The sequence below is a fragment of the Mycetocola sp. Y791 genome, from assembly GCF_059445325.1.
The window spans coordinates 340,642-364,629 of record NZ_JCAIUC010000001.1 but is presented as its reverse complement, the minus strand read 5'-3'; the positions used below and the strand labels follow the sequence as shown (position 1 = coordinate 364,629).

The 23,988-nt window shown below is 65.9% G+C and carries 19 protein-coding genes; 3 read left to right on the top strand and 16 right to left on the bottom strand.

Translation table 11 applies throughout. The annotated features are described in order from the left end of the window. Nucleotides 1–76: 76 nt before the first annotated feature. Nucleotides 77–904 carry an aminoglycoside phosphotransferase family protein gene (locus AC1C2N_RS01795; RefSeq protein WP_495432628.1) on the top strand — a complete coding sequence of 276 codons (828 nt, stop codon included), beginning with the start codon at nucleotides 77–79 and terminating at the stop codon, nucleotides 902–904. A 4-nt stretch (nucleotides 905–908) separates the two neighbouring features. On the opposite strand, the gene AC1C2N_RS01790 is transcribed toward AC1C2N_RS01795, so the two are convergent. The 12 genes from AC1C2N_RS01790 to AC1C2N_RS01735 form a co-directional block, all read right to left on the bottom strand. Further along, entirely contained in the window at nucleotides 909–1,316 is a 408-nt protein-coding gene (locus AC1C2N_RS01790) for a hypothetical protein (protein WP_495432627.1), read from the bottom strand. A 231-nt stretch (nucleotides 1,317–1,547) separates the two neighbouring features. Further along, nucleotides 1,548–2,813, bottom strand: coding sequence for a D-arabinono-1,4-lactone oxidase (locus AC1C2N_RS01785; RefSeq protein WP_495432626.1), 1,266 nt, complete (start codon nucleotides 2,811–2,813; stop codon nucleotides 1,548–1,550). Nucleotides 2,814–2,837: 24 nt separating this feature from the next. After that, nucleotides 2,838–4,733 (bottom strand): glycoside hydrolase family 127 protein, encoded by a 1,896-nt coding sequence (locus AC1C2N_RS01780; protein ID WP_495432625.1) that lies wholly within the window; start codon nucleotides 4,731–4,733, stop codon nucleotides 2,838–2,840. 247 nt (nucleotides 4,734–4,980) lie between these two features. Continuing rightward, nucleotides 4,981–6,639 (bottom strand): MDR family MFS transporter, encoded by a 1,659-nt coding sequence (locus tag AC1C2N_RS01775; RefSeq protein ID WP_495432624.1) that lies wholly within the window; start codon nucleotides 6,637–6,639, stop codon nucleotides 4,981–4,983. Between the two features lie 78 nt (nucleotides 6,640–6,717). Further along, nucleotides 6,718–7,827: an o-succinylbenzoate synthase gene (gene menC, locus AC1C2N_RS01770; protein ID WP_495432623.1), complete on the bottom strand. Its 1,110-nt coding sequence runs from the start codon at nucleotides 7,825–7,827 to the stop codon at nucleotides 6,718–6,720. Nucleotides 7,828–7,864: 37 nt separating this feature from the next. Then, complete coding sequence (locus tag AC1C2N_RS01765; protein WP_483405313.1) at nucleotides 7,865–8,896, bottom strand: aldo/keto reductase; 1,032 nt, start codon at nucleotides 8,894–8,896, stop codon at nucleotides 7,865–7,867. 96 nt (nucleotides 8,897–8,992) lie between these two features. Further along, entirely contained in the window at nucleotides 8,993–9,787 is a 795-nt protein-coding gene (locus tag AC1C2N_RS01760; RefSeq protein ID WP_483405312.1) for a GNAT family N-acetyltransferase, read from the bottom strand. Continuing rightward, complete coding sequence (locus AC1C2N_RS01755) at nucleotides 9,784–10,476, bottom strand: phosphatase PAP2 family protein (protein ID WP_483405311.1); 693 nt, start codon at nucleotides 10,474–10,476, stop codon at nucleotides 9,784–9,786. The genes AC1C2N_RS01760 and AC1C2N_RS01755 overlap by 4 nt, the downstream gene beginning before the upstream one ends. A 105-nt stretch (nucleotides 10,477–10,581) precedes the next feature. Continuing rightward, nucleotides 10,582–12,903 (bottom strand): beta-xylosidase/alpha-l-arabinosidase, encoded by a 2,322-nt coding sequence (locus AC1C2N_RS01750; protein WP_483405310.1) that lies wholly within the window; start codon nucleotides 12,901–12,903, stop codon nucleotides 10,582–10,584. 64 nt (nucleotides 12,904–12,967) lie between these two features. Continuing rightward, nucleotides 12,968–13,840 (bottom strand): carbohydrate ABC transporter permease, encoded by an 873-nt coding sequence (locus AC1C2N_RS01745; protein ID WP_108390188.1) that lies wholly within the window; start codon nucleotides 13,838–13,840, stop codon nucleotides 12,968–12,970. Continuing rightward, nucleotides 13,837–14,841, bottom strand: a complete 1,005-nt coding sequence (locus tag AC1C2N_RS01740; protein WP_108390187.1) for a carbohydrate ABC transporter permease — start codon at nucleotides 14,839–14,841, stop codon at nucleotides 13,837–13,839. Before AC1C2N_RS01740 ends, AC1C2N_RS01745 begins: the two co-directional genes overlap by 4 nt. Nucleotides 14,842–14,853: 12 nt before the next feature. Continuing rightward, on the bottom strand, nucleotides 14,854–16,140 hold the full coding sequence (locus tag AC1C2N_RS01735; protein WP_483405309.1) for an ABC transporter substrate-binding protein: 1,287 nt from the start codon (nucleotides 16,138–16,140) through the stop codon (nucleotides 14,854–14,856). 277 nt (nucleotides 16,141–16,417) lie between these two features. Here AC1C2N_RS01735 and AC1C2N_RS01730 point away from each other — a divergent pair, with 277 nt between their 5' ends. Further along, nucleotides 16,418–17,419, top strand: coding sequence for a LacI family DNA-binding transcriptional regulator (locus AC1C2N_RS01730; RefSeq protein ID WP_483405308.1), 1,002 nt, complete (start codon nucleotides 16,418–16,420; stop codon nucleotides 17,417–17,419). 270 nt (nucleotides 17,420–17,689) lie between these two features. After that, nucleotides 17,690–18,463 carry a DUF2382 domain-containing protein gene (locus AC1C2N_RS01725; RefSeq protein ID WP_495432621.1) on the top strand — a complete coding sequence of 258 codons (774 nt, stop codon included), beginning with the start codon at nucleotides 17,690–17,692 and terminating at the stop codon, nucleotides 18,461–18,463. An 85-nt stretch (nucleotides 18,464–18,548) separates the two neighbouring features. Here the strand turns inward: AC1C2N_RS01725 and arfA are convergent, their stop codons facing one another. The 4 genes from arfA to AC1C2N_RS01705 form a co-directional block, all read right to left on the bottom strand. Further along, nucleotides 18,549–20,054 carry an arabinosylfuranosidase ArfA gene (gene arfA, locus AC1C2N_RS01720; protein ID WP_495432620.1) on the bottom strand — a complete coding sequence of 502 codons (1,506 nt, stop codon included), beginning with the start codon at nucleotides 20,052–20,054 and terminating at the stop codon, nucleotides 18,549–18,551. Nucleotides 20,055–20,173: 119 nt separating this feature from the next. Then, nucleotides 20,174–21,187, bottom strand: coding sequence for a LacI family DNA-binding transcriptional regulator (locus tag AC1C2N_RS01715; RefSeq protein ID WP_483405305.1), 1,014 nt, complete (start codon nucleotides 21,185–21,187; stop codon nucleotides 20,174–20,176). Nucleotides 21,188–21,326: 139 nt separating this feature from the next. Then, a complete protein-coding gene (locus tag AC1C2N_RS01710; protein WP_483405304.1) occupies nucleotides 21,327–21,554 on the bottom strand; it encodes a YbdD/YjiX family protein in 228 nt (75 codons plus the stop codon). Beyond that, the gene (locus AC1C2N_RS01705) at nucleotides 21,554–23,884 is read right to left on the bottom strand and encodes a carbon starvation CstA family protein (RefSeq protein WP_495432618.1); all 2,331 of its coding nucleotides are present in this window, start codon (nucleotides 23,882–23,884) and stop codon (nucleotides 21,554–21,556) included. The genes AC1C2N_RS01710 and AC1C2N_RS01705 overlap by 1 nt, the downstream gene beginning before the upstream one ends. Between the last annotated feature and the right edge of the window lie 104 nt (nucleotides 23,885–23,988).

Sequence of the window (23,988 nt, the reverse complement as noted above, 5' to 3'; positions counted from 1 at the left end):
CGATTCTACGCACACCATGCTCGGGCCCGACAGCGGTCACGCTGCACCGGTGTGACCACCTCGATAGGGTGGCGGGATGACCAGCTGGCGCGCGGCATCCGTCGATGAGGTGCTCACCCGCTGGGCGCTGGAACCGCTGGGACCCGCGTTCAGCACACCATCGTCACACCTCCAGCCCGTGCGGAGGCGCGGAGAGCGCGCCATGCTCAAGGTCGCCCGGATCGAGGAGGAAGCGAACGGATGCCGGCTCCTCGCCTGGTGGGACGGCACGGGAGCGGCCCGCGTGTTCGAGCACGACGACACGGCAGCGGTGCTCGCGTGGGGTGGTTCGTCACTCGTCGACGTCGCGGTCGGTGGTGACGACGACCGTGCGACGCGCGTGCTGTGCTCGGTCGCTGAGCGGCTCCACTCCGTGTCCCGCCGGAAGTTCGATGACCGGCCGGACGGATTGATTCCGCTCGACGTGTGGTTCCGTTCGCTGTTCCTGAAGGCCGGAACCGGGGGCTTCTACGGGCGCTCGGTAGAACTCGCCAGGCGCCTCATCTCCGGCGGGAGTGACCTGTCCGAGCTCGTGGTGCTTCACGGCGATCTTCACCACGACAACGTGCTCGACTTCGGTGATTCGGGCTGGCTCGCGATCGACCCCAAGTACGTCGTGGGCAACCGGGTCTTCGACTACACGAACATTCTGTGCAACCCGACTCCGGACATTGCGGAGTCTCGGTTCGATCGACGGGTGAGTCTCATTTCGGAGCTCGCTGGCATCCCGGAGAGGAGCCTCCTTGAGTGGACAGTGGCGTGGACGGCGTTGAGCGCGACCTGGGCCGCTGACGACGGTGACGCTGAAGCCGAACGACGCACCCTCAGGATCGGTGCCATCGCGGAAGCGTCGCTCGGGCGCTGATCCGTCAGCCGCCGTGGTGCGGGCGCGGGAGCGCCGCTGCCGCCGCCGATTCCTCGGCAGCGTCTCGCGCGATCGCCGTGGTCTCGTCGGCTGCGGCCTGTGCGTCGGCGGATGCCGCGGATGCCGCGTTTGACGCGGCATCCGTTGCCTGTTCCTTGGCGGCTGTGGCAGCCGAAGCAGCGGACCGTGCAGCGACCGCCGCGCGGTCGCCGTCCGCCGAGGCGCGGGCGAGCGCCTCGGCGGCCTGCGCCTCGGCCGCGCGCTTCGCTTCAGAAGCGGCGTCCTCGATCCGGTGCAGCGCGGCATCCGCCTCGGCCTGGGCGTTGGCTTGCGTCTCGGCGAGTGTTTCGGCCGCTCGTTCTGCGCCCAGCGGCTCGGCGGGCTGGGCTGGCTGGTCGGTGGCGTCGCTCATGCAGTGAGCCTAGCTCTGCTTCGGGAGGAGAAACGTGGGGGCCGTCTCCGAATAGGGCTTCGGCACCACGATTTTCCTCCCGAAACGCGCGGGTGTGCCACAGCCAGCGCCTGTGCCCGGGTGGGACGCGCGGGCCGGCACCTCTGCTTCGGGCGGAAAAACGTGGGGACCGTCCCCGAATAGGGCTTCGGCACCACGATTTTCCTCCCGAAACGCTCGGGTGGCGAGGACTTAACCCGCGGGAAGCAGCTTCTGCTCGAGGAACTCGTTGACGAACACACGATCGGGGTCGAGCCGCGCGGCGAGCGCCCTGAAGTCGTCAATCCGCGGGTAGAGGCGCTCGAGCGACTCACGGCCGGCAGTGAAGACCTTGCCCCAGTGCGGTCGCGCGTCGAACGGCGCGAGCGCGGCCTCAAGCTCGGGCAGAAATGCCTCCACCTCGGCCTGCTTCTTGAACCAGGTGAAGTGAAGCCCAACGGCATCCGTCTCGAACGCGGAACTCAGCCACAGCGTGTCCGCGGCGATCGTCCGCACCTCGCACACCTGGAGGAGCGGCGCGATCTTATCGGCCAGCCCGCGCACGGCGGCGAGCGCCGCGACAGCGTTACGACGCGGCACGAGGAACTCGGACTGCAGTTCTTCACCGTTCGACGGCGTGAAGTCCAGCCGGAAGTGCGGCAGGCGGTCAAGCCACGCACCGGGCACGCCCATCTGCGCCGTGCAGTTGACGGCGGAGATTCCGGGCAGCGGATGCCGGTCGGCCGGCGCGGGCACCGCACCGAACAGGTCGGCGGGAGGAGCGGCGTCGACATCCGGGCGACGCTTCAGCCAGACCTGGTCGATGACGTCGGGGTTCCGCCAGGTCGTGAAAAGGGAGACGCTGTACGCGGCGCCCGTGATGGCGTCGAAGTTCGAGGTGGCGGCATCGAACGGCAGTCGCTCGAACACTGTCTGCTCGATGTCGTAGGTCGGCTCGATGTCGAGTGCAACCCTGGTCATGACGCCGAGTGCGCCGAGGCTCACCACGGCACCGTCGAAGTCAGCGTCGCCGCGGCGCAGTTGAACGACGTCACCGCTCGCCGTGACGATTTCCACCGCAGCGACGGATCCAGCGAGCGACCGCACGCCGTTGCCTGATCCGTGGGTTCCCGTAGCGATCGCGCCGCCAACGGAGATGTGCGGAAGGGATGCGAGGTTGGCCAGGGCCCACCCTTGTCGCTGCAGTTCGCCGGCAAGCTCCCCGTACCGCATTCCCGCCCCGACCGTCACGAGCCGTTCATGCTCCTGGATGTGCGGCGCGAAGACGAGGTTCGACGTCGACAGCAGAAGGTCTGCCGAATCCGCGATCGGGTTGAACGAGTGCCGCGTGCCGAGAGCACGCACCGCCGTCGCGTCTGCGACCAGCCGCTGCACGTCTTCGACGCTCGACGGCGCCTCGATGCGCCTGGCCCGGTAGGCGTGGTTCGCTGACCAGTTGGTTCCGATTTCGGCAGACATTTCCAGAGACACAGTGCCCTTTCGCTAGCTCGCCGGCAGCCAGACCCGCATGCCGCCGGGGCCACGATTGCCCCAGCGCGCGTACGGCACCGCCGACACGTCCATTCTGCCGGTCACGCCGGAGGGTCCGTCACGCCACTCCGGGTACGGGTCGCCGGGCACGTCGCTCCGCCGACTGCCCCGCAGCGTGACCAGCGGCATCCCGAGCACGGGGTCAACAGCACCGAGGGTGCCGCCAGCGGCAGGGTCGATGACGAGGTCCTCGATCGCGAGGTCGTCCGGCAGGTCACTCTGCTCGACGGCGTACACCACAGGCCCCCGCGTCACGGCAACACAGCCCCTCACCGCGTCGATGAGCGGGTGCGGCTGGTGCACGACGACAGGCATATCCAGGGTCAGGTCGAGCGAACGGATGCCGTCACCGGCGACCCGCAGGTAGCCATCGGTTTCCGTCGCGTGCGTCAGCACCCCATCCACGGCGAGGGTGAACGACTCGGCCCAGCCGGGGATCCGCAGCGACAGCTCACCGCCGGAGAAGGGCGCGTCGAACTCGACGCGGATGCCGCCGTCGAACGGGTATCCCGTCGTGATCGTCGCCGTCGTCGCGTCGCCGCCGACGGCCCCGAGCCGCACCGTGCCCGACTCGTAGAGGTGCAGCTGCAGCCCGCCGTCCGCCGTTGTCGCCGCGTACGAGTGCAGCGACGCGATCAGCCGCGCGAGGTTCGGCGGGCAACAGGCGCAGGCATACCAGCCGACCCGGCGGGCGGGTGCTTGCGCGTGGGCTCCCCCGCGCTCCGTCCGCACCTGCAGCGGGTTCGAGTAGAAGAAGGTGCAGCCGTCGGGACTGGTCGATGTCGCGACAGCGTTGTACAGCGCGCGCTCCGTCTCATCGGCAAAGCGTCCTTCTCCGGTGATCAACAGCATCCGCCAGTTGAACATGACGCTTGCGATCGCGGCGCAGGTTTCCGCATATGCACGGTCGGGTGGCAGCTCGAACGGATCGCCGAACGCCTCGTCGCGGTGCCGTGAGCCGACGCCGCCTGAGATGTACATCTTGCGACCGGTCATGTCGGTCCAGATCCGCTCGAGCGCCGCGAGAAGTTCGTCGTCCCCGTTTTCGACGTAGGCGTCCGCGACCCCGGCGGCAAGGTAGAGCTGCCGCACAGCGTGCCCCGCCGCCCCGTCGACCTCGCGGACGGGAGCGTGGTCCTGGAAGTACTCGAACCCGAAGGGGTCAGACCCGACCAGCTGGTGACCGCGGAGGTCGATCATGCGCTGGGCGAGGTTCAGCCAGCGCTTCTCACCGGTGAGGCGGTACACCTCCACGAGGGCCGTTTCGATTTCGGGGTGGCCGTCGACGGCATCCGTGTGCCCATCACCGAGGGTGTCGTCGACGAGGGAGGCGAATCGGAGCCCGATCTCGAGGAGGTCGCGGCGAGAAGTCGTTCGAGCCCAGGCGACACCGGCCTGCAGGAGGTGGCCGAGGCAGTACAGCTCGTGACTCCAGCGAAGCTCGGCGAACTTGTCACCCGGCTGGGTGATCTGCACGTGCGAGTCGAGGTATCCGTCGCCGTCCTGCGCTGCCTCGAGCATCTCGATTGTGTCGTTCACGAACCCGTTGAACGCGCTGACGTCGCGGCGGCCCGCCTCCCAGCCGATCGCCTCGAGCACCTTGTAGACGTCAGAGTCAGCGAACTGGAATCCACGGAAGTCGCCGGTGATGCGGCCGGCGGCGATGCGCAGGTTGTCGAGGGCACCGGATGCCTCCAGTTGCGACACACAGTGAGCGAGCGTGGAGTCGGCGTTGGTTCGCTGCCAGGCGGTAAGCATGCCGTCGCCGGTGAAGGTCACGGCGTCGAACGGGAGCGGGTCGAGTTTCGTTCGGTCGCCAGCGAGCGGGGCGACAGGACCTGCGGTCACGAACCCTCCTTATTACAACGTTGTATCACCGAGTCTCGAGACCGCGGGCGCGGGTGTCAAGGCTCGCCCGCTCGACAATGACCCGACTGCGGCTCAACAGCGGCTCAAGATCACTCGCCCCGGTCGAGAACACCCGGCATGACGAGTGATCTTGTCCGGGACGAGTGAACCGGGCTTCGGTCGGGCCCCGCACGCACGACGAAGGCCCTCCCTCTGGAAGGAGGAAGGGCCGTTCGTCGAGAGCGGGTCAGCGGGTGGCGGGCGATTCGTCTCCACGAGTCTTGCTGGCGCTGACCGAATCCACGTCGACCGCACCGGCGTCGACCGGGGTAGCACCGACCGGGGCGTCACCGGCCGGGGTATCCGGCGTGTCGGTCGGGGTCATGCCCTCCTGCACGATCGTCGTTGCGAGCGGCACTTCCTTGACGAAGCAGAGCAGCACCGCCGCGACCAGGATCAGCGGCGTCATGTAGAGGAACACCGGCGTGAGTGAGTCGTTGTATGCACCGACCACGATGTCCTTGACCGGGCCGGGAAGCTCCTTGACCATCGTCGGGGTGAACGAATTGGTGTCGGTCTCCGGAGAACCGGCAGCCCCCGGCATCCGCTCGGCCAAAAGGTCGGTGAGGCGGGCGACGAACAGGCTGCCAACGATCGCGGAGCCGAGCGAGGCTCCGATCTCGCGGAAGTAGTTATTCGAGGCCGTCGCGGTGCCGACCTCTGACGCGGGGAACGTGTTCTGCACGACGAGCACGAGCACCTGCATGCTGAGCCCGAGACCGAAGCCCATGATGGCCAGGTAACTGCAGAGCACCCAGATCTCCATGTCAGGAGTCATGGTGGAGAGCAGAACGAGCGAGACCGCGACGATGAGGGTACCGAGGATCGGCATCCACTTGTAACGACCGTACTTCGTGATCAGGAAGCCCGATCCGATCGACGCAACGAGGAGCGCGGCAAGCATCGGGATCATCAGGTAGCCGGCCTGGGTCGCGTTGACGCCGCTGACCATCTGCAGGTAGGTCGGGATGTAGGCGAGCGCACCGAACATCGCGATACCGATGATGAGGCCGGCGATCGTCGTGAGGTTGAAGTTGCGCTCGGCGAACAGGTGCAGCGGCATGATCGGCTCGACGGCCCTGCGCTCGACGACCACGAACCCGACGGCGGTGAGAACTCCACCGACGATGAGCGAGATGATGATGAGCGAGTCCCACTCGTAGGTGTTTCCGCCCCAGGTGGTGACAAGCACGAGGCAGGTCGACGCGATCGCGAGGAGGATCATCCCGGCGACGTCGAGCCGCGGCTTGCCGTTCTCGTTCTTCGGCAGACGGAGGAACAGAACGGCGGCGAGGATGGCGAGACCACCGAGCGGGAGGTTCATCCAGAATGCCCAGCGCCAGCCGATGCCCTCGGTGAACCAGCCACCGAGCAGCGGCCCGGCGATCGAGGAGAGGGCGAAGACCCCGCCCATGACCCCCATGTACTTGCCGCGCTCACGAGCGGGAACGACGTCGGCGATTATTGCCTGCGACAGGATCATGAGTCCACCGCCACCGAGGCCCTGCACGGCGCGACCGGCGATGAGCCAGCCCATGTCGCCGGCGAGGCCGCCGATGACGGAGCCGGCGATGAAGAGGCCGATCGCCGCGATGAAGAGCCCCTTGCGACCGACGAGGTCTCCGAGTTTCCCGTAGACGGGCATCACGATCGTCGTGGCGAGGATGTACGCCGTTGTGACCCAGAGCATGTGATCGACACCGTTGAGCTCGCCGACGATGGTCGGCAGCGCGGTGCTGAAGATGGTCTGGTCGAGGGACGCCAGGAGCATCGTGACCATGAGGCCGATGAACACAAGCATTACGTTGCGCTTGTTCTCACGCAGGTCAGGATTCTCGGTACTCATCCGAATACTCTTGCAGACGGTGCAAGTTTGCACAAAAGGCAAGCTTGCGTTGCGCGATGCTACCCGGCGGCGGTGACGCTACCGGGTGATCACCCGTGTGGGCACGAGTTCCAGTTCGCGAACGAGGTCGGTACGCACGCTCACTCCCGACCCTGGCCCGGTCGGCACCGCGAGCCGCCCGTTCGAGAGCACGAAGGGCTCGGTGATGTCTTCGCGGTAATAACGGTCAGACGCACTGGTGTCGCCCGGGAGCGTGAACCCGGGCAGGGCCGCGAGCGCGACGTTCATCGCGCGGCCGATGCCGGTCTCGAGCATCCCACCACACCAGACCGGGATGTCGCGTTCGACGCACGCATCGTGGATGGCGACGGCCGGGAGGTAGCCACCGACCCGCCCCGGTTTGATGTTGACCACCGACGTCGCCCCGCGCTCGATCGCGTCGATGGCGACGCCGACGGACACCACTGATTCGTCGAGGCAGACCGGTGTCTCAATGGCCTCGGCCAGGGCGACGTGCGAGGCGATGTCCTCCTCGTCGAACGGCTGCTCGATGAGGAGCAGGTTCGCGGCATCGAGTTCCTTCAAGCGCGGGATGTCGTCCCGTACGTATGCCGTGTTGGCGTCGACCTGCAGCGCGGCATCCGCACCGATCAGGTCACGAACACGACGCACAGGCTCGAGATCCCAGCCCGGCTTGATTTTGAGTTTGATCCGCAGGTACCCGGCATCGACGTAGCCCTGCACTTCGTCGAGCAGCGCGTCGATCGAGGTGCTGATGCCGACCGAGACCCCGCAGTCGACCTCCGACCGAACCGCGCCCAGATAACTCGCGAAGCTGACCCCGGATGCCCGCAATTCGGCATCGAGGACGGCCGCCTCGAGCGCCGCCTTGGCCATGCGGTGGCCCACGACCCCGGACAGCAGCCGCCCGAGGTCGCTGGCCACCACATCATCCGCGGCAAACAGACGCGGAGCGAGGTGATGTTCGATCACGTGCGCGCACCCGTCCACGTACTCGGAGCTGTAGCCGGGAGCCGAGCCGGCCACGCACTCGCCCCAGCCATCGCCGGTGTCGGTTTCGAGGTGAACGAGCAACACGTCACGTGCACTCTCGCGGCCGAAGCTGGTTTCAAACGGGCGCACGAGCGGCATCCCGACGCGGTGGAGGGTGATCGATCTGACCTTCATCCGCCGAGACTACCGCTCGCGCCGCCCGCGCGACGCGCTATCGGCCACCGGCGACCGGCCGGTTCCGCTGCTTCACGCCGGCTGTGCCATACGGGTAATCGTCCATCACTGGCGCGCTGGCATCCGTCAACCGGTCAAGCTCCTCAGCGCTGAGCTCGAGGTCGACCGCTGCCATGTTGTCGTTCAGCTGCTTGACGGTGCGCGCACCGAGGATGACCGACGTAACGGCGGGCTGCGCCCCGAGCCACGCGAGGGACACCTGTGACGCACTCACGGAGTGGGCCTCGGCGATCGCGGCCACCGCATCGAGGACCCGCCAGGTGCGCTCGCTCGCGTTCCGCGCCTCCCAGGCCTCCATTCCGCGCTCCGGGTTCTCGCCGAGCCTCGTCGATCCGGTTGGCGGGACGTCCCGCTCGTACTTGCCGCTCAGCCAGCCACCGGCGAGCGGCGACCACGGCAGCAGTCCGATCCCCGCATCGAGCGCAGCGGGCACAACTTCGTGTTCGATATCGCGCACGAGCAGGTTGTATTGCGGCTGAAGCGTGACCGGCGCCGTGAATCCCGATGCGGATGCCGTGTGCACCGCTTTGGTCAGCTGCCAGCCCAGGTAGTTCGAGAAGCCGTAGTAGGAAATCTTGCCGGCAGTGACGGCATCGTCGAGAAAGCGCAGCGTCTCGTCGATCGGCGTCAGGGCGTCCCAGGCGTGCATTTGGTAGAGATCGATGTGGTCCACCTGGAGTCGTGTGAGTGACGCGTCGAGCGCCGCCCGCAGGTGACGGCGAGAGAGGCCGACATCGTTGGGCCCGTCGCCCATGGGGAAACGTCCCTTGGTCGCCAGCACAATCTGTGCCGCCTCGGTGGGGTGCGTGCTGAGCCATCGCCCGATGATCTCTTCTGAGACGCCAGCCGAGTAGACGTCGGCCGTGTCCACGAACGTGCCCCCGCGCTCGGTGAACGCCGTGAGGATCTCTCCAGAGGTTTCCTCGTCTGCTTCTGCGCCGAACGTCATAGTGCCGAGAGCCTGCGCCGAGACGACAGCGCCGGATCGGCCGAGAGTGCGAAATTCCATAGGTGATCTCCTTCGATTCAGCCCCGACATTACCCACGTAGCCGTCAACGCCACAGGGGTTGCGTCAGGGCACATCACGGCCACCGGTTTCGAGGCTCAGGGCTCCGGGGTGCGCTGAACCTCGGTCGGCGGCGTGAAAATGTAGCCGCCGTCCTCGAACGTCACGGTGAGCCCCTCGGCGAACGCCGGCTCGAAGACCGCGCGCGACGCGGCCCGCAGCTCTGCCGCGGCATCCGGGTCGCTCTGTCGAAGCGCCTCATAATCGGGATGCAGTTCCAGGCGGATGCCCGTTGCAGCAGTGCCGAGGTCGGGTTGCGGCCCAGGCGCACCGGTGAGCGCCCGGTCAATGGCCTGGGCGACCTGGAGGGAGTCGAGCTGCCAGCTCACCTCGAAGCGGTCGGTCGAGTCCGTTCCGGAGATTGCGTCATCGAGCACGCCGTAGAAGTCGGGGAGGTACGCCCGCACCGTCGCCCCGAGCTTCTCCAGGTTGAGGTGCGCGTTGCGGCGGATCAGCGGGTCGAACGTCCAGCGCACTTCGGTGACCCCGTGCTCGAGTGCGAGCGCCCGCTGCGCCAGCTTGAGGGCAAAGCCCACTCCCCCTCGTGCCGATGGCCGCACCGCTGTGGAGTGCGAGTGCACGTGGAGTCCATCGTCCCAGCCCAGCACACCGAGAAGCGCCCCGACCACTTCGTCGTCGCGAGAGGCGATCAGGACCGTGTTGCCCGCGTGGGCAACGGCCTGAATGAATGAGGGTTCGGGACCGGTGCCGCGCCCCCAGGTCTCGTCGAAGAGGCTGGCGATTGCCGCATAGTCATCGAGCCCCGACGCCGACCGAACGAGAACGCCAGCGGCATCCGCCGCCGAAGTCGCGTGGTCCGCGGCCTCGGTCACAGAACCGGTTCCTTGCTGTCAGGCACCGCCGCCGATTTCTTGCCTCTCGGTTCACCGGAGATTCGCGACGCGAACGGCGCCCAGAGGATCAGCACAACGCCGGCGCCGAGCAGCGCGCCGCCGACGGTGTCCGTGAGCCAGTGCACGCCGAGATAGGTTCTGGAGAACATCATGAGCGCCACCCAGATGGCGCCGGCGGCCCAGACCCAGACCCGCGGGAAGATGATCCCGAGCGCGACGGCCATGGTCGCAGCGTTGGCCACGTGCCCCGAGGGGAATGAACCGAAGTCGCTCGTCACGAGCATCTCCTCGGGTCGTGCGCGACCAACGAGGCTCTTGAGCAGTTGGGCGACGCCAACGCTCACGAGCGACGCGACGGCGAAGAACAGCGATGACCACGGACGCTTGATGAGCAGCAACACGATCACGATGAGTATCGGAAGGATGTAGGTTCCGAAGATCCCGCCGCCGATCCAGTTCATGCCATACGACAGCCAGTCGAGGAACGGCAGGCGCTCCTCGAACACTTCCTCGCTCCACTCGGAGTCAAGCTCGAAGGGCAGTGTGTTGCCGCGCTGCGCGATGAGGAACGCGAGGACGACACCGAGGGCCAGGGCGATTCCGCCCGAGATGTATGGCCAACGGCTGGTGACGCGTTTCGCCGCGGGGTCTGCGTGTATCTCTGACATTGGTTAATCATGCCCTGCACAGCCCTTTTGCGCGCGGCGCACGCAACCGTTGACTTTCCCACCCACGCTGTGCTTCGCCGGGCGTGGGTGGGAAAGAAGGCAGATTCAGCCCACGGTAGCCGCGAGGGCGAGGGCTGCGACCTCAACCTGGACGTAGCGCGGGGATGCCGTTGTCACGAGCGCCTTGTCCCCCGTGATTTCCAGTCGAGCCTCGGTTTCGCGCGTGTCGCAGGACGGCCCGACCCAGAGTTCCACGGCACCCGGTTCGACGATCCGCTGCATCTTCGCGTCCGAGAACGCGAGCCGTGCCGTCGGCACCTGGAACTCGACACTGACTGCTTCTCCCGGCTTGAGGACGACCCGGGAGTAGCCGAGCAGCTGTGCGACCGGGCGGGTGACGCTCCCGTGCACATCCCGCGCATAGAGCTGTACGACATCCGCCCCCTCGACGTCGCCCGTGTTCCGCACGACGACCCGAGCGGTGAAAGTACCGCCAGCGGCGACGGTTGGCGCGCCAACGGTGAGCTGGCTGTGTTCGAACGAGGTGTACGACAACCCGTGGCCGAACGGCAGCACCGGTGCGCTCGATGCGCTCGTGATCTCCGACGGGCCACCCAGAATCGGGTGGAGGTAGGAGTACGGCTGCGCGCCGGCGGAACGGGGAAGAGAAACGGGCAGCCGCCCGGAGGGCACGACGCGCCCGCTGAGCACACCGGCAATCGCGCCAGCGCCCTCTTCTCCGGGGAAGAACGCCTGAACCACGGCACGTGGGGCCGTCGTTCCACTCACCGCCCAGTCGATCGCGTACGGGCGACCGGTGAGCAGCACGAGAACCACGGGGGTCCCTGTCGCGACCACGCGTTCGATCAGCTCGCGCTGCACGCCGGGGAGCTCGAGGCTCTCCACGTCGTTGCCTTCACCGACGGTTCCTCGACCGAACAGACCGGCGCGGTCCCCGGCGACGACCACAGCGACCTCGGCTCTGCGTGCGGCCTCAACGGCCTCGTCGATCGCCGATGTGTCTCTGCCTTCGACGTCACAACCGCGCGCCAGGACGATGTCGCTCCCGCCCAACTCGACACCGAGTGCCTCGGCGAGGGTGGGGATCTCAAACCCGAGGGGAACCTCGGGATGGTGTGCGAGGACGTGGTTTGCGAAGGAGTAGCAACCCATGAGCGCTTCGGAGGACGCTGCGTTCGGCCCGATGAGGGCAATGCGCTTCGGTGCGTCGGCTCCGCGGCCCAGGGGAAGCGTTCCGTCGTTGGTGAGGAGAACTAGCGATTCCTCGGCAAGCCTCCGAGCAACGTCGCGGTGAGCCGGTGAGTCCAGGTCGACGGCCTCTGGAGGCGAATCGAAGGTCTCATCGAGGAGCCCGAGCTCTTCCTTCTGCGACAGCAGCCGCAACACAGCGCGGTCCACGATTGCGACATCGGTGACGCCGCTCCTGATGCGCTCGGCAAGCGGCTCGAGGAAGGCATCCCCCGTCGGAAGTTCGACGTCGATACCGGCCTTCAGGGCGATCTCCGCCGCGTGGCCGAGGTCTTCGGCGACGGCGTGCATCACCTGGAGGAATGCAACCGAGAAGTAGTCGGAGACGACGACTCCGTCGAAGCCCCACTGCCCGCGAAGCACGTCGGTGAGGTAGGACTCGTCGGCAGCAACGGGGATACCGTCGATTTCGGCGTATGAGTTCATGACCGAACGCACGCCGCCGTCGAGCACGGCCATCTCGAAGGGAGGGAGCAGGACGTCTGCGATCTCGCGCCGTCCGGCATGCACCGGTGCGTGATTGCGCCCGCTCTGCGATGCGGAATAGCCGACGAAGTGCTTGAGCGTGGCGTGCACGCCCTCGGACTGCAGGCCGCGAACGTACGCCGTCGCGATGGTACCGACAACGTACGGGTCTTCGGCGATGCACTCGTCCACGCGCCCCCACCGGGCGTCGCGAATGACGTCGAGGACGGGGGCGAGCCCCTGGTGGATGCCGAGCTCACGCATCGACTGTCCGATGAGCGCGCCCATCTCCTCGACCAGGTCCGGGTCGAATGCGGCGCCCCACGCCAGCGGCGTTGGGAAGGTTGCCGCCTGCCATGCGGCGAGGCCGGTGAGGCACTCCTCGTGGACGAGGGCGGGGATCCCGAGTCTGGTCTCCTCGCGCAAGCGCCTCTGCTCCGCCCACAGCCACCCCGCGCGCTCGGTCGGTTCGACCGGACGGGTTCCGTACACACGGGTCAGGTGCCCGAGGCCGTGCGTCGTCGCATCCGAGTACTTGCCGGTACTCGCCATCTCGCCCTGCATCGGTGCAACGATGTCGTCGCCCTGGTCGACCCAATAGCCGACCAGCTGGGCAAGCTTCTCTTCCAGTGTCATCCGGGCGTGCAGCTCGCGCACGCGCTTCGATGTTTCAGGCACGCCCGAATACTCCATTACTGTCTCTCTTCTGTGTTTCCTGGTGCGAGCGGGTCGTGCGGCGTGGGAATCGAACAGTCGATCATCCCTTGACGGCGCCGGTCAACCCACCGACGATGCGACGCTCGAAGAGGCTGAAGAAGATGAGCGCGGGGATCATCGACAGCGACGTGAACGCGAGAACCTTCGCCGTGTCCACCGAATACTGCGAGGCGAACGACTGCACTCCGAGCGGCAGGGTGAACGACGCTTCGTTGTTGAGGATGAACAGCGGCAGGATGTAACCGTTCCAGCTGCCGATGAAGGCGAGGATGCCCGTTGTGATCACGCCGGGTACGGCGAGCGGCACAACCATGCGCCAGAAGAAACCGATCCGCGAGCATCCGTCAATGAATGCCGCTTCTTCGATCTCATCGGGGATGGCCCGGAGGAACGGCACGAGGATGATGATCGTTGTCGGCAGGGCGAACGCGATCTGGGGCAGGATGATGCCACCGAGGTTGTTCATCAGGCCGAGGTTCTTGATCACGAGGTACAGCGGGGTGATCGCGACCGTCATCGGGAACATCAGTCCCGCAGCGAACAGCGAGTACAGGATGCCCCGCGCGTTGAACTTGTACCGGGCGATGACGTAGCTCGCCATGAGGCCGAGAGCCACGACACCGATGGTGGTGGCACCAGCGGCGATCGTGGAGTTCAGCACCTGGCGCCAGAAGACCGACCCGACGAGCACGTCGATGTAGTTGCCGATGTTCCACGGCGCGGGGAAGCCGGACGGATCCGTCGAGATCTGCGCGTTGGTGCGGAAACCACCGAGGATGATGTACGCAACCGGCGCCAGCAGGAGGACGATGACAACGGCGGCGAGGACGTAAATACCGGGGTTTCCCCACGGCAGCTTCGGCTTCAGCTTCGAGAGGAGAGGACGGGGAGCGACAGCTGTTGTCGTGGTCATTTGCTGCTCTTTTCGGTGAGGGCACCGTCAGTGTCGCGCCGCAGCACGAAACGCTGGTAAATGAGGGCAACGGCGAGTGAGATCAGGAACAGGACGACGGCGACGGCGTTTCCGTAACCGAAGTTGCCGGAGGTCCGGCCGTTCGCGACCATGTACGTCGCCATGGTCGAGGTTCCCGCTGTCGACGCGATGTACTGGCCCCAGATGATGTAGACGAGGTCGAACAGCTGGAGCGAACCGATGATCGAGAGGAAGGCCCAGATACGAAGTGTCGGGCCGAGCAGCGGAAGGGTGATCTGGCGCTGGATCTGCCAGAAGGACGCTCCGTCGATCTGCGCAGCCTCGGTGAGTTCGTCGGGGATTCCCTGGAGACCGGCGAGGAAGAGGATAACGGCGAAGCCGATGTACTTCCAGGTGATGATGAGCATCAGGGTCCACATGGCGATGTCGGGATTCGAGAGCCAGTCCTGCTGGAGGAATCCGAGGCCAAGCTTCTCGAGCATTCCGTTGACGGCTCCGTTTGTCTGGAGCATGAGGCTCCAGCCGGTTCCGACGACAACCTCGGAGATCACGTATGGAACGAAGATCAGGACGCGAATGATCGACTGGCCGCGCATCTTCCGGTTGAGCAGCAAAGCCAGGAAGATCGCGGCTGGTCCCTGAAGGACGAGCGAGAGGACGACGATGATGCCGTTGTGGCGGACCGCGTCGATGAACGTCGGGTCCTGAAGGATCGTGATGTAGTTCTGAAACCCGACGAAGTCTGTTGCGGGTCCGTAGCCCTGCCAGCGGAAGAAGCCGTAGTACGCGGCCATGACGACGGGGAAGATAACAAAAGCGAGGAAGACGATCAGGGCCGGTCCGACGAGAAGGGCGATCTCAATGCGGGTCGCCCAGCTCATCTTCCGCCGGCGAACCGGGAGCGACGTGACGTCGCCCCCGGTTCGACCGTCACCCGCGGTCACCCGAAGTTCTGAGGGTGATTGGGTGCGAGTGGTCATAATGCGGCGAACCTAGCCCTTCTTGGCTGCGTCGTTGACGGCAGAGACGAGGCCCTTGGCGTCGGTCTTGCCGGCGAGCAGGTCGACAACGGCCACGTTCAGCGCGTTACCGATGTTGAGTCCGTAGACGGTGTCGAGCCACTGCGAGACGTACGGTGCTGCGTTGTACGTTTCGAGGATCTGCTTCAGGTACGGCTCAGTAACGGCTTCCTGGGCAACAGTGTTGACCGGAGGAGCGTTGAATGCTGCGTAGTACTCCTTCTGCACGTCAGCCGTAGCGAGGTAGTTGAGGAAGTCAACACACTCGGCCGGCGCGTCAGCACCACACGAGTAACCGTCAACACCACCGAGGACCGAGCCGGGCTCGCCCTCTCCACCCGAAACCTCGGGGAACGGGAACCAGGCGAGGTCGGCAAGCGGCTTCTCGTCGGGGGTGAGCGAAGCGATCACTCCGGGGTTCCATGCGCCCATGAGCTCCATGCCGGCCTGGTGGTTGGCGAGGAGTCCAGCTGAGCTGCCAGCGCCCTGCTGGGCGGAGGTGGTGAGGAAGCCGTCGTTGAACGGTTCGGTTCCGGCGAAGTCAGCCAGCTCCTGAGCTGCGTCTTCCCAGCAGGATGCCGTGAAGTCCTTCTCGTCTGCAGCCTTGGCCAGGGTCTCGGGCGAGCAGGCGCGGAGTGCGAAGTGGTAGTACCAGTGCGCTGCAGGCCATGCGTCCTTGGCGCCAAGGGCGATCGGCTGAACGCCGCTTTCCTTGAGCTTGGTTGCAGCGACCTCGAGGTCTTCGATGGTCGTAGGCGTCTCGGTGATGCCCGCTGCAGTGAAGAGGTCCTGGCTGTAGAACAGACCGCCGGGGAGTACGGCGACGGGCATTGCGTAGATCTTGTCTTCGAGCGTGTTGGCCTTGAATGATCCCTCGGGGATCTCTTCCTTTGCCGTGTCAGACAGCTTGTCGGTCAGGTCCATGAGCTGTCCGGCAGCCACCATGGCGGCCATCTTGCCGCCTCCGCGCTGCAGGAAGATATCCGGAGCGTCGCCCGAGTTGAGCGCCGTCTGGAGCTTTCCGTCGAGGTCTTCGTTCTGGATCGACTGGATCTTGATCTTTACGCCGTCGTTCTCCTTCTCGAAGTCGGCAACGGTCTTGTCCCAGAATTCTTTTCCCGGGCCCGTTGTCGAGTTCTGCCACAGAGTCATCTCGACGGATCCGTCGCTTGACCCGGCATCTGCGTTTCCGCATGCACTCAATGCGAGCGCGGCAGCCATCATGACTGCGGACCCGGCGAGGACTTTACGTGTCTTCATTTCTCACCTGTTCTCTTCTTTGAGCGACGTCCGCCATGGACGCCGTCGGTGCTTCACCGGCTGGGGTTGCCGGAGTTTCTCACTGCCGCGGTCCTTTGCTGTGGATGCGACGAGAGCCCGACCGCCTGGCATGTGGTCGGGATGCCGACGGAATCCCAACGGAAATCACGACGGTCGTACCCATGCTGAAGCGAACGAACCCTCGAAGTTTTGCAAGTCCCGAGCTCAGTGTCAAACGTTTTCGAAAACCTTTTCCACGGGTGCTAGTGTCTGCCCTATGACTCGACGAGCGACAATCCACGACGTAGCCAGGGAGGCAGGCGTCTCGGTCGCAACCGTGTCGAAAGCCGTCAACGGCCGGTACGGGATCGCGGTGGACACGTCGCGACGGGTCATGGATGCCGTGGAGAAGCTGGGGTACGCGTCAAGTCTCGTCGCGAGCAGCATGCGGTCACGGCGCACCGGCGTTATCGGAGTGCTCGTGGCCGACTTCGAGCCGTTCAGCGCTGAGATCCTCAAGGGCGTCAGCATCGCGCTCAAGGACTCCGAACTCGATCTGCTCGCATACAGCGGGTCGCGACAGCGCGACAGCGCAGGCTGGGAGCGCCGTTCACTCTCCAGGCTGAGCGGAACGCTCATCGACGGCGCCATCATGGTCACCCCAACGGTCCTCGGCGCATCCTCCGACATTCCCATCGTGGCGATCGACCCGCACGCCGGTCCCGCTGACCTTCCCACCGTCGAGTCCGACAACTTCGGCGGCGCGCTGCTCGCGACACGGCACCTGATCCAGCTGGGGCATCGGCGCGTCGGGTTCGTCGCCGGCAGGCCCGACCTCCGGTCATCACGACTCCGCGAGGCCGGTTACCGCCAGGGCCTCAAGGAGGCCGGCATCCCGTTCCGGCAGGACCTCGTCCGGGTCGGGTTCTACCAGCAGGACACGGCGAAGGAAAGCACCGCATCGCTCCTCGGCGGTCCGGAGCGGCCGACGGCGATCTTCGCGGCGAACGACCTGTCCGCCATCGCGGTTGTTGAGACGGCCGCAAGCCTCGGTCTCACGGTGCCAGGCGACCTCTCGGTTGTCGGCTTCGACGACATCCCCGAGGCGGCGAGGCTCTCACCGCCACTGACGACGATCCGCCAGTCCATGCAACAACTCGGCGAGGATGCCGTTGGCCTCCTGCTCGCGCTCATGGAGGGTCAGCACCCCGCCGAAATGCACATCAGGCTCCCGACCGCACTGGTCCGACGAGCGACAACGGCTGCTCCCGGCGCGTAGGCCACAGCCACACCGACTGGTCGACCCGAACTCGAGCGACATAGCCGAGCGACATAGTCGATCCCCGACTCGCACGTGTCAAGCCCGCGACATGAGCAATTCTCAGTCGCATACTTGCTGACCACGACCCGTTCAACCCGAGGCGATCCGTGAGTCGCCGTCTTTCCGCACGCAATCCACCCGCGTGCAGGGGAACGTTCGTCGTGCCTTCGCCCAGGCGAAGAACCCTGCCCGGCACCGGGTAGGGACAACGAGGAAATGAGAACGAAAATGATTGATTCGAACGCAACCGGCAGCCTGATTGGCGCAACAGTCCTCGACCCCAACGGGCACAAGATCGGAAAAGTCGGACAAATCTACGTCGACCCGCAGGATGGTCACCTGGAATGGGCGAGCGTCAGCACCGGGTTGTTCGGCACATCTGAGTCCTTCGTTCCACTGGAGGACGCAACGTTCGCTGGTGAACAGGTTCACGTGTCGTACGACAAGGACTTCGTGAAGGATGCTCCGCGCATCGAACCAGAGGGAGCTTTCAGCCCCGAGGAGGAGCAGCAGCTGTACACCTATTACAGCCGGGACTACACCCCGGCGACACAGTCGAACGACACCGAGTCTCGGAACACGGATGCAACGGTCGGGCACGACACCTCGGGACCCAACACCGACTCCGCGATGACGAGGTCAGAGGAGCAGCTCCACGTCGGGACCGAGCAGGTGCAGACGGGGCGGGCGCGACTTCGCAAGTACGTCGTTACCGAGGAGCAGAATGTCACTGTTCCGGTCACACACGAAGAGGTCAGGCTCGAGCGTGAGCCGATCACGGACGCCAACGCGGCCGATGCTCTCTCCGGTCCGGACATCAGCGAGGAAGAGCACGAGGTCGTGCTCACCGAGGAGCGCGTAGTCGTCGAGAAAGAGACGGTGCCGGTCGAGCGCGTAAAGCTCGACAAGGAGCGCGTCACCGAACAGCAGAACGTCAGCGAGAACGTTCGCAAGGAAGAGATCGAGCTCGACACCGACGGTCGCGACACAACGACCAGGTAAGTCACCGCAGGTCGAGCACCTGCCGGTACACACAACGTGGGCTCCAGACCCGGCAGGGTCTGGAGCCCACGTGTGCGGCTACCGATCAGGCGAGAGCCACCGCCGACCACGACACGGGCGGCAGCGTCACCGTGAGAACGCCGTCAGCGAGCACCGCACCATCGAGCTCGCGCAGCCCGACCCGCTCGCGGTCATCGATCGTGTTCTTCGCGTAGACGTCGTCATCGTGGAGCGTGACCGCCTCGGTGATGGTGGCGGCGTTCAGTGACGCGAGGTCGACGCTCACCTCGATCGCCTCGGTCTGGCTCCGGTTGACGAGGAACAGCGCACTCGTGCCCGACTCGCCATCGGCGGTGGCAACCGCGTCGACCAGTGGCGCCGCGCCATACACCTCGGTGTCGTACGTTCCAACGTCGATCCGCGGGCGCAGGACATCACCCTTCGCGAGCCGGGACGTGACGGAGAACGGGAAGAACGTCGTCTGGCGCCAGGCTCCCCCACCCGGCTCGGTCATGATCGGGGCGATCACATTGACCAGCTGCGCGAGAGATGCGGATGCCACGCGGTCGTGGTTCTTCAGGAGCGTGATCAGGAGGTTTCCCAGCACAACGGCATCCGCAACCGAGTACACGTCTTCCAGTTGCCGGGGCGCATAACGCCACTCGTCGTTGACCTCATCCGACGCCTGATGCTCGTCAAGGTACCAGACGTTCCACTCGTCGAAGGAGAGCTTGATCTTCTTCTTGCTGCGCAGCTTGTTGCCGACGTGGTCGGCGGTCGCGACGACGGTTTCGATGAAGTACTGCATCTCGAGCGACGAGGCGAGGAACGAACCGAGGTCGCCCTTGCGCTCCTGGTAATAGGCGTGGCAGGAGATGTAGTCGACGTGCTCGTAGCTGTGCTCGAGAACCGTGCGCTCCCAGTCGCCGAAGGTCGGCATGCTCGAGCCGCTCGAACCGCAAACCACGAGTTCGAGGTCCTTGTCCGCAGCCTTCATGGCCTGCGCGGTCCGTGCGGCGAGCTTGCCGTAATCATCCGCGGTCATGTAGCCGGTCTGCCAGGGGCCATCCATCTCGTTGCCCAGGCACCACATACGGATGTTGTGGGGCTCGGGGGATCCGTTGGCCACGCGCTGGTCGCTGAGCGCCGTGCCCGACGGGTGGTTGGCGTACTCGAGCAGGTCGAGGGCAGCGTCAATCCCGCGGGTGCCGAGGTTCACGGCCATCATCAGTTCCGAGCCGGTGAGCCTGCACCAGCGGGCGAACTCGTCCGTGCCGACCTGGTTGGACTCGAGAGCGTGCCAGGCGAGGTCGCGGCGCACCGGGCGGCTCTCCTTCGGACCGACACCGTCTTCCCACCGGTAGCCGGAGACAAAGTTGCCGCCGGGATAACGGATGGTGCTTGAGCCGAGCTCCTTGACCAGCTCGACCACGTCGAGGCGGAAGCCGTCGTCGTTGGCTGTCGGGTGCCCTGGTTCGTAGATGCCGTCGTACACGCACCGGCCCAGGTGCTCGACGAACGAGCCGAAGATGCGGCGGTTGAGTGGCGCGACGACCGCTGTTCGGTCGATGGCAATTCGTGCGGTGGTCACTGGATGACTGCCCTTCTATACAACGTTGTAAATGCAGTACCCATAGTGGCGGCGCGTGAGCGGATGGTCAAGTGTGCCTGCGGTACTCGCTTGATTCCGGCTGGTGCGCCGCGGAACGCTCACACGGCGGTTGACTCCCGTGGGATCACCCGGAAGTCGGTCAGGTACCGCCGGGGCGTGTGCGGCTCCAGCCGGTTATCGATGCGCTCGGCCAGCACACGCACGGCGGTGTCGGCGATCTCATTGCGACCAGGGTCGATGGTCGACAGCGTCGGCAGCGAGTATTTCGCCTCGTCGAGGTCGTCGAATCCGATCACGGCGACGTCGGCGGGAACCCGGAGCCCCGCCTCCTGGAGCACCCTCATCGCACCGAGGGCGAGCGTGTCATTGAGCCCGAAGACCGCGTCGAAGCGAACGCCGGACGCGAGCATCGCGCGCATCGCCTCCGCTCCATTGCGCCGGTGCCAGAGCCCCGCGTAGCCGATGAGTCCCTCGTCGAACGGGATGCCGGCGTCGGCGAGCGCCTCCCGATATCCCCGCAATCTCAGCGAGGCTGACCCGACCAGTTCCCCCTCGTGCGCTCCGAGAACGGCGATCCTCGACCGGCCGGCGTCGATCAGGTGCCTGGTCGCGGCCTTCGCCGCCTCGACGTTGCGCATGGTGACGTGATCGGCGGGGCCGTCGAAAATCCGCTCGCCGAGCAGCACGAGCGGGTACGGCACATCGAGCAAGGCGAGGTCGTCCGGGCCCATGCCAAGCGGGCTGAAGATGAGGCCGTCCGTCAGCTGCAGCCGGGGGCTCGAGAGCATTTCGATCTCCCTGGTGCGGTCACCGCCGGCGGTCTGTTCGATGAGCACGACCAGGTGGCGACGTTCCGCAGCCTTGATGACGGCATCCGCGAGCTCCGCGAAGTAGCTCAGGCTGAGTTCAGGCAGGGCAAGACCGATGACGCCCGTCCGCCCCGACCGCAGACTACGTGCGGAGAGGTTCGGCTTGTACCCGAGCTCGGCGATGGCCTTGAGGACCCGCTCGCGTGTGGCGGGCCTGACGTGTTCATAGTCGTTGACCACGTTCGACACGGTCTTGATCGAGACACCGGCGAGGGTGGCGACGTCGTGCAGTGTTGTGGCCATCGAAGCCCGCCCTCCCCCGGAACGCTGCCCGTGAACCGTCATCTGCTAAAGAACCTACAACGTCGCACGTCGTCCCGGTGCGTGTACCGTGCCCGGCGGCATCTCCGCAGGCCACAATGGCCCCGGTGAGCGCACGTGCTCAGCAACAGCGCCCCTGCGGCTCACGGTCCCTGACGTCGTCGCGCTCCCGCCAGAACAGCTTCTCCGGCATCGGTGGGACGCCGGGGTGGGCGCTCCGGTGGTGTGCGACGTACACCTCGTATGCGTTATCGCCCATGACCGCGCGGACGTAGCGGACGATCGAGGCCAGGCCGTTGTGCACCATCGCACGCACCGCGGGCGCCCTGGCCACCAGCGAGCCGGCCATCAGTGCTTCGCCTTCTCTCGGCGCTCGGCGGCCGGCAGCTCGTCCCAGAGCTTCTGGATGCGCTTCTCCGGTTTCGTCGTGATCAAGCCGGACGGCCCGAAGATCCTCGAGGGAATGGCGGGGTCCTCGGTGTTGACTCCTCCGCCGTTCTGGAACGCGCGCACCGTCCGGAACACAGCGATCGCGATGACGATGACCGTCAGGACGACGAACAGAATGGACAGGGTGCCCTGGACGACCGTGTTGCGCACGACCGCCTCCATCGCCTCTCGACTCGTCGCCGTTCCGAAGGTCTCCTCCCCCGCGGCGAGCGCCTCCCTGAACGCCGCGTTCTGTGCCCAGTAACCGACGGCGGGGACCGGTGAGAAGATCTTGAACAGCGACGCCGTCACGGTGACCACCGTGGCGAAGGCGAGGGGAAGCGCCACGACCCAGAGGTATTTGAAGTAGCCGCGGTCGGCAACGATGGCGAGGCAGACGGCGAGGGCGATCGCGGCAAGCAACTGGTTCGCGATGCCAAACAGCGGGAACAGGGTATTGATGCCGCCAAGCGGGTCGGTGACCCCCATGATCAGGATCGCTCCCCACGCCGCGACCATGATGGCGGTGCAGATCCACGCTCCGAGCGTCCAGCTCGCGTCCTTGAACTTCGGGAAGATGTTGCCGATCGAGTCCTGCAGCATGAACCGGGCGACCCGGGTGCCGGCGTCGACGGCTGTCAGGATGAACAGCGCCTCGAACATGATCGCGAAGTGGTACCAGAAGCTCATCAGTCCGACGCCGCCGATGAGTTGCTGCATGATGTGCGCGAGCCCGACGGCGAGGGTCGGCGCTCCACCGGTGCGGGAGACAATGCTCTCCTCACCCACGTTCCTCGCGGTCTCCTCGAGCAGCTCCGGCGTGAGGTTCACTCCGGTCAGTCCGAGCGAGTTCACGTAGGCGACAGCCCCCTCGACGGTACCGAGGGTGTTCGCCGCCGAGATGTTCATGGCGAAGTAGAGCCCACGGTCGATCGAGATCGCCGCGACGAGCGCCATGATGGCGACGAAGCTCTCCATGAGCATCCCGCCGTAACCGATGAACCGGCTTTGGCGCTCTTTCTCGAGGAGCTTCGGTGTGGTACCGGATGCGATCAGCGCGTGGAATCCGGAGAGCGCGCCACACGCGATGGTGACGAACAGGAACGGGAACAGCGACCCTGGCACGACGGGACCACCGGCCGGGTTGCTGGCGAACTCGCTGAACGCAGGGACGGTGATCTCGGGGCGGACGATCACGATGGCAAGGGCGAGCATGAGGATCGTGCCGATCTTCATGAACGTCGACAGGTAATCGCGAGGCGCGAGCAGCAGCCACACCGGGAGGATCGCGGCGATGAAGCCGTAGATGATGATGCCCCAGGCGATCGTGGTGCGGTCGAGGGTGAAGACCGCTGCGCCCCACGCGGTGTCCGCGACCATGCCGCCGCCGATGATGGCGGCGAGCAGGAGCACGAAACCGATGATCGAGACCTCGGTGATCCTGCCCGGCCGAAGGAACCGCAGGTACACGCCCATGAAGAGCGCGATCGGGATGGTCATCGAAACGCTGAAGACACCCCACGGGCTCTCGGCGAGAGCGTTGACGACGACGAGCGCCAGGATGGCCACGATGATGACCATGATGACGAGTGTGGCGATGATCGCCGCGGTCCCGCCGACCCTGCCGAGCTGATCGCGAGCCATCTGGCCGAGCGATCGCCCGCCGCGGCGGGTGGAGAAGAAGAGGACGAGGTAGTCCTGCACAGCCCCGGCGAGGATGACGCCGACGATGATCCACAGCGTGCCGGGCAGGTAACCCATCTGCGCGGCGAGGACGGGACCGACGAGCGGGCCGGCTCCGGCGATCGCAGCGAAGTGGTGGCCGAAGAGCACACGGCGGTCGGTCGGGACGTAGTCCTTGCCGTTGGCTTTGTATTCGGCGGGAGTTGCTCGCCGGTCGTCCGGCCTCGTGATCACGCGCTCGATGAACTTGGAGTAGAACCGGTAGGCGATGAGGTAGGTGCACACGGCGGCGAAGACGAACCAGATCGCGTTGACGGTTTCACCCCGCACGATGGCGAGCATCACCCACGCCAGTCCACCGAGCAGCGCAATGGCTACCCAGAGGATGATCTTCGGCGGCGTCCACCTGCGCTCGTCGGCTTCGCGTTCGTCGTCGGGAACGGCGACGGGTGGGAGCGCCGGGTCCTGCTGGAGAACGGCGGAATCCGGCGATTCGCCCGATAGTCCTGGACCGTTGCCCGTGCGGCTTGTCCTGTTGCGCTTGCTCTGGCCGGCGTCGTTGCCCATCGGAACCCCTCGGATCGCAGTGTCGGTGCTCGCCCGTCCCGCACAACGGCGTGCGGATATTCCGATGGTACAACTCGACAGCCCCCGAACGGGTGACTCCCGGC

Excerpts from the sequence above, each read along its gene's own strand:
- AC1C2N_RS01705 (WP_495432618.1), bottom strand. The coding sequence starts at position 23,884 with ATGGGCAACGACGCCGGCCAGAGCAAGCGCAACAGGACAAGCCGCACG.
- AC1C2N_RS01740 (WP_108390187.1), bottom strand. The coding sequence starts at position 14,841 with ATGACCACTCGCACCCAATCACCCTCAGAACTTCGGGTGACCGCGGGT.
- menC (WP_495432623.1), bottom strand. The coding sequence starts at position 7,827 with ATGAAGGTCAGATCGATCACCCTCCACCGCGTCGGGATGCCGCTCGTG.
- AC1C2N_RS01730 (WP_483405308.1), top strand. The coding sequence starts at position 16,418 with ATGACTCGACGAGCGACAATCCACGACGTAGCCAGGGAGGCAGGCGTC.
- AC1C2N_RS01795 (WP_495432628.1), top strand. The coding sequence starts at position 77 with ATGACCAGCTGGCGCGCGGCATCCGTCGATGAGGTGCTCACCCGCTGG.
- AC1C2N_RS01785 (WP_495432626.1), bottom strand. The coding sequence starts at position 2,813 with ATGTCTGCCGAAATCGGAACCAACTGGTCAGCGAACCACGCCTACCGG.
- AC1C2N_RS01725 (WP_495432621.1), top strand. The coding sequence starts at position 17,690 with ATGATTGATTCGAACGCAACCGGCAGCCTGATTGGCGCAACAGTCCTC.
- AC1C2N_RS01790 (WP_495432627.1), bottom strand. The coding sequence starts at position 1,316 with ATGAGCGACGCCACCGACCAGCCAGCCCAGCCCGCCGAGCCGCTGGGC.
- AC1C2N_RS01735 (WP_483405309.1), bottom strand. The coding sequence starts at position 16,140 with ATGAAGACACGTAAAGTCCTCGCCGGGTCCGCAGTCATGATGGCTGCC.
- AC1C2N_RS01710 (WP_483405304.1), bottom strand. The coding sequence starts at position 21,554 with ATGGCCGGCTCGCTGGTGGCCAGGGCGCCCGCGGTGCGTGCGATGGTG.
- AC1C2N_RS01765 (WP_483405313.1), bottom strand. The coding sequence starts at position 8,896 with ATGGAATTTCGCACTCTCGGCCGATCCGGCGCTGTCGTCTCGGCGCAG.
- AC1C2N_RS01755 (WP_483405311.1), bottom strand. The coding sequence starts at position 10,476 with ATGTCAGAGATACACGCAGACCCCGCGGCGAAACGCGTCACCAGCCGT.
- AC1C2N_RS01750 (WP_483405310.1), bottom strand. The coding sequence starts at position 12,903 with ATGGAGTATTCGGGCGTGCCTGAAACATCGAAGCGCGTGCGCGAGCTG.
- AC1C2N_RS01745 (WP_108390188.1), bottom strand. The coding sequence starts at position 13,840 with ATGACCACGACAACAGCTGTCGCTCCCCGTCCTCTCCTCTCGAAGCTG.
- AC1C2N_RS01775 (WP_495432624.1), bottom strand. The coding sequence starts at position 6,639 with ATGAGTACCGAGAATCCTGACCTGCGTGAGAACAAGCGCAACGTAATG.
- AC1C2N_RS01715 (WP_483405305.1), bottom strand. The coding sequence starts at position 21,187 with ATGGCCACAACACTGCACGACGTCGCCACCCTCGCCGGTGTCTCGATC.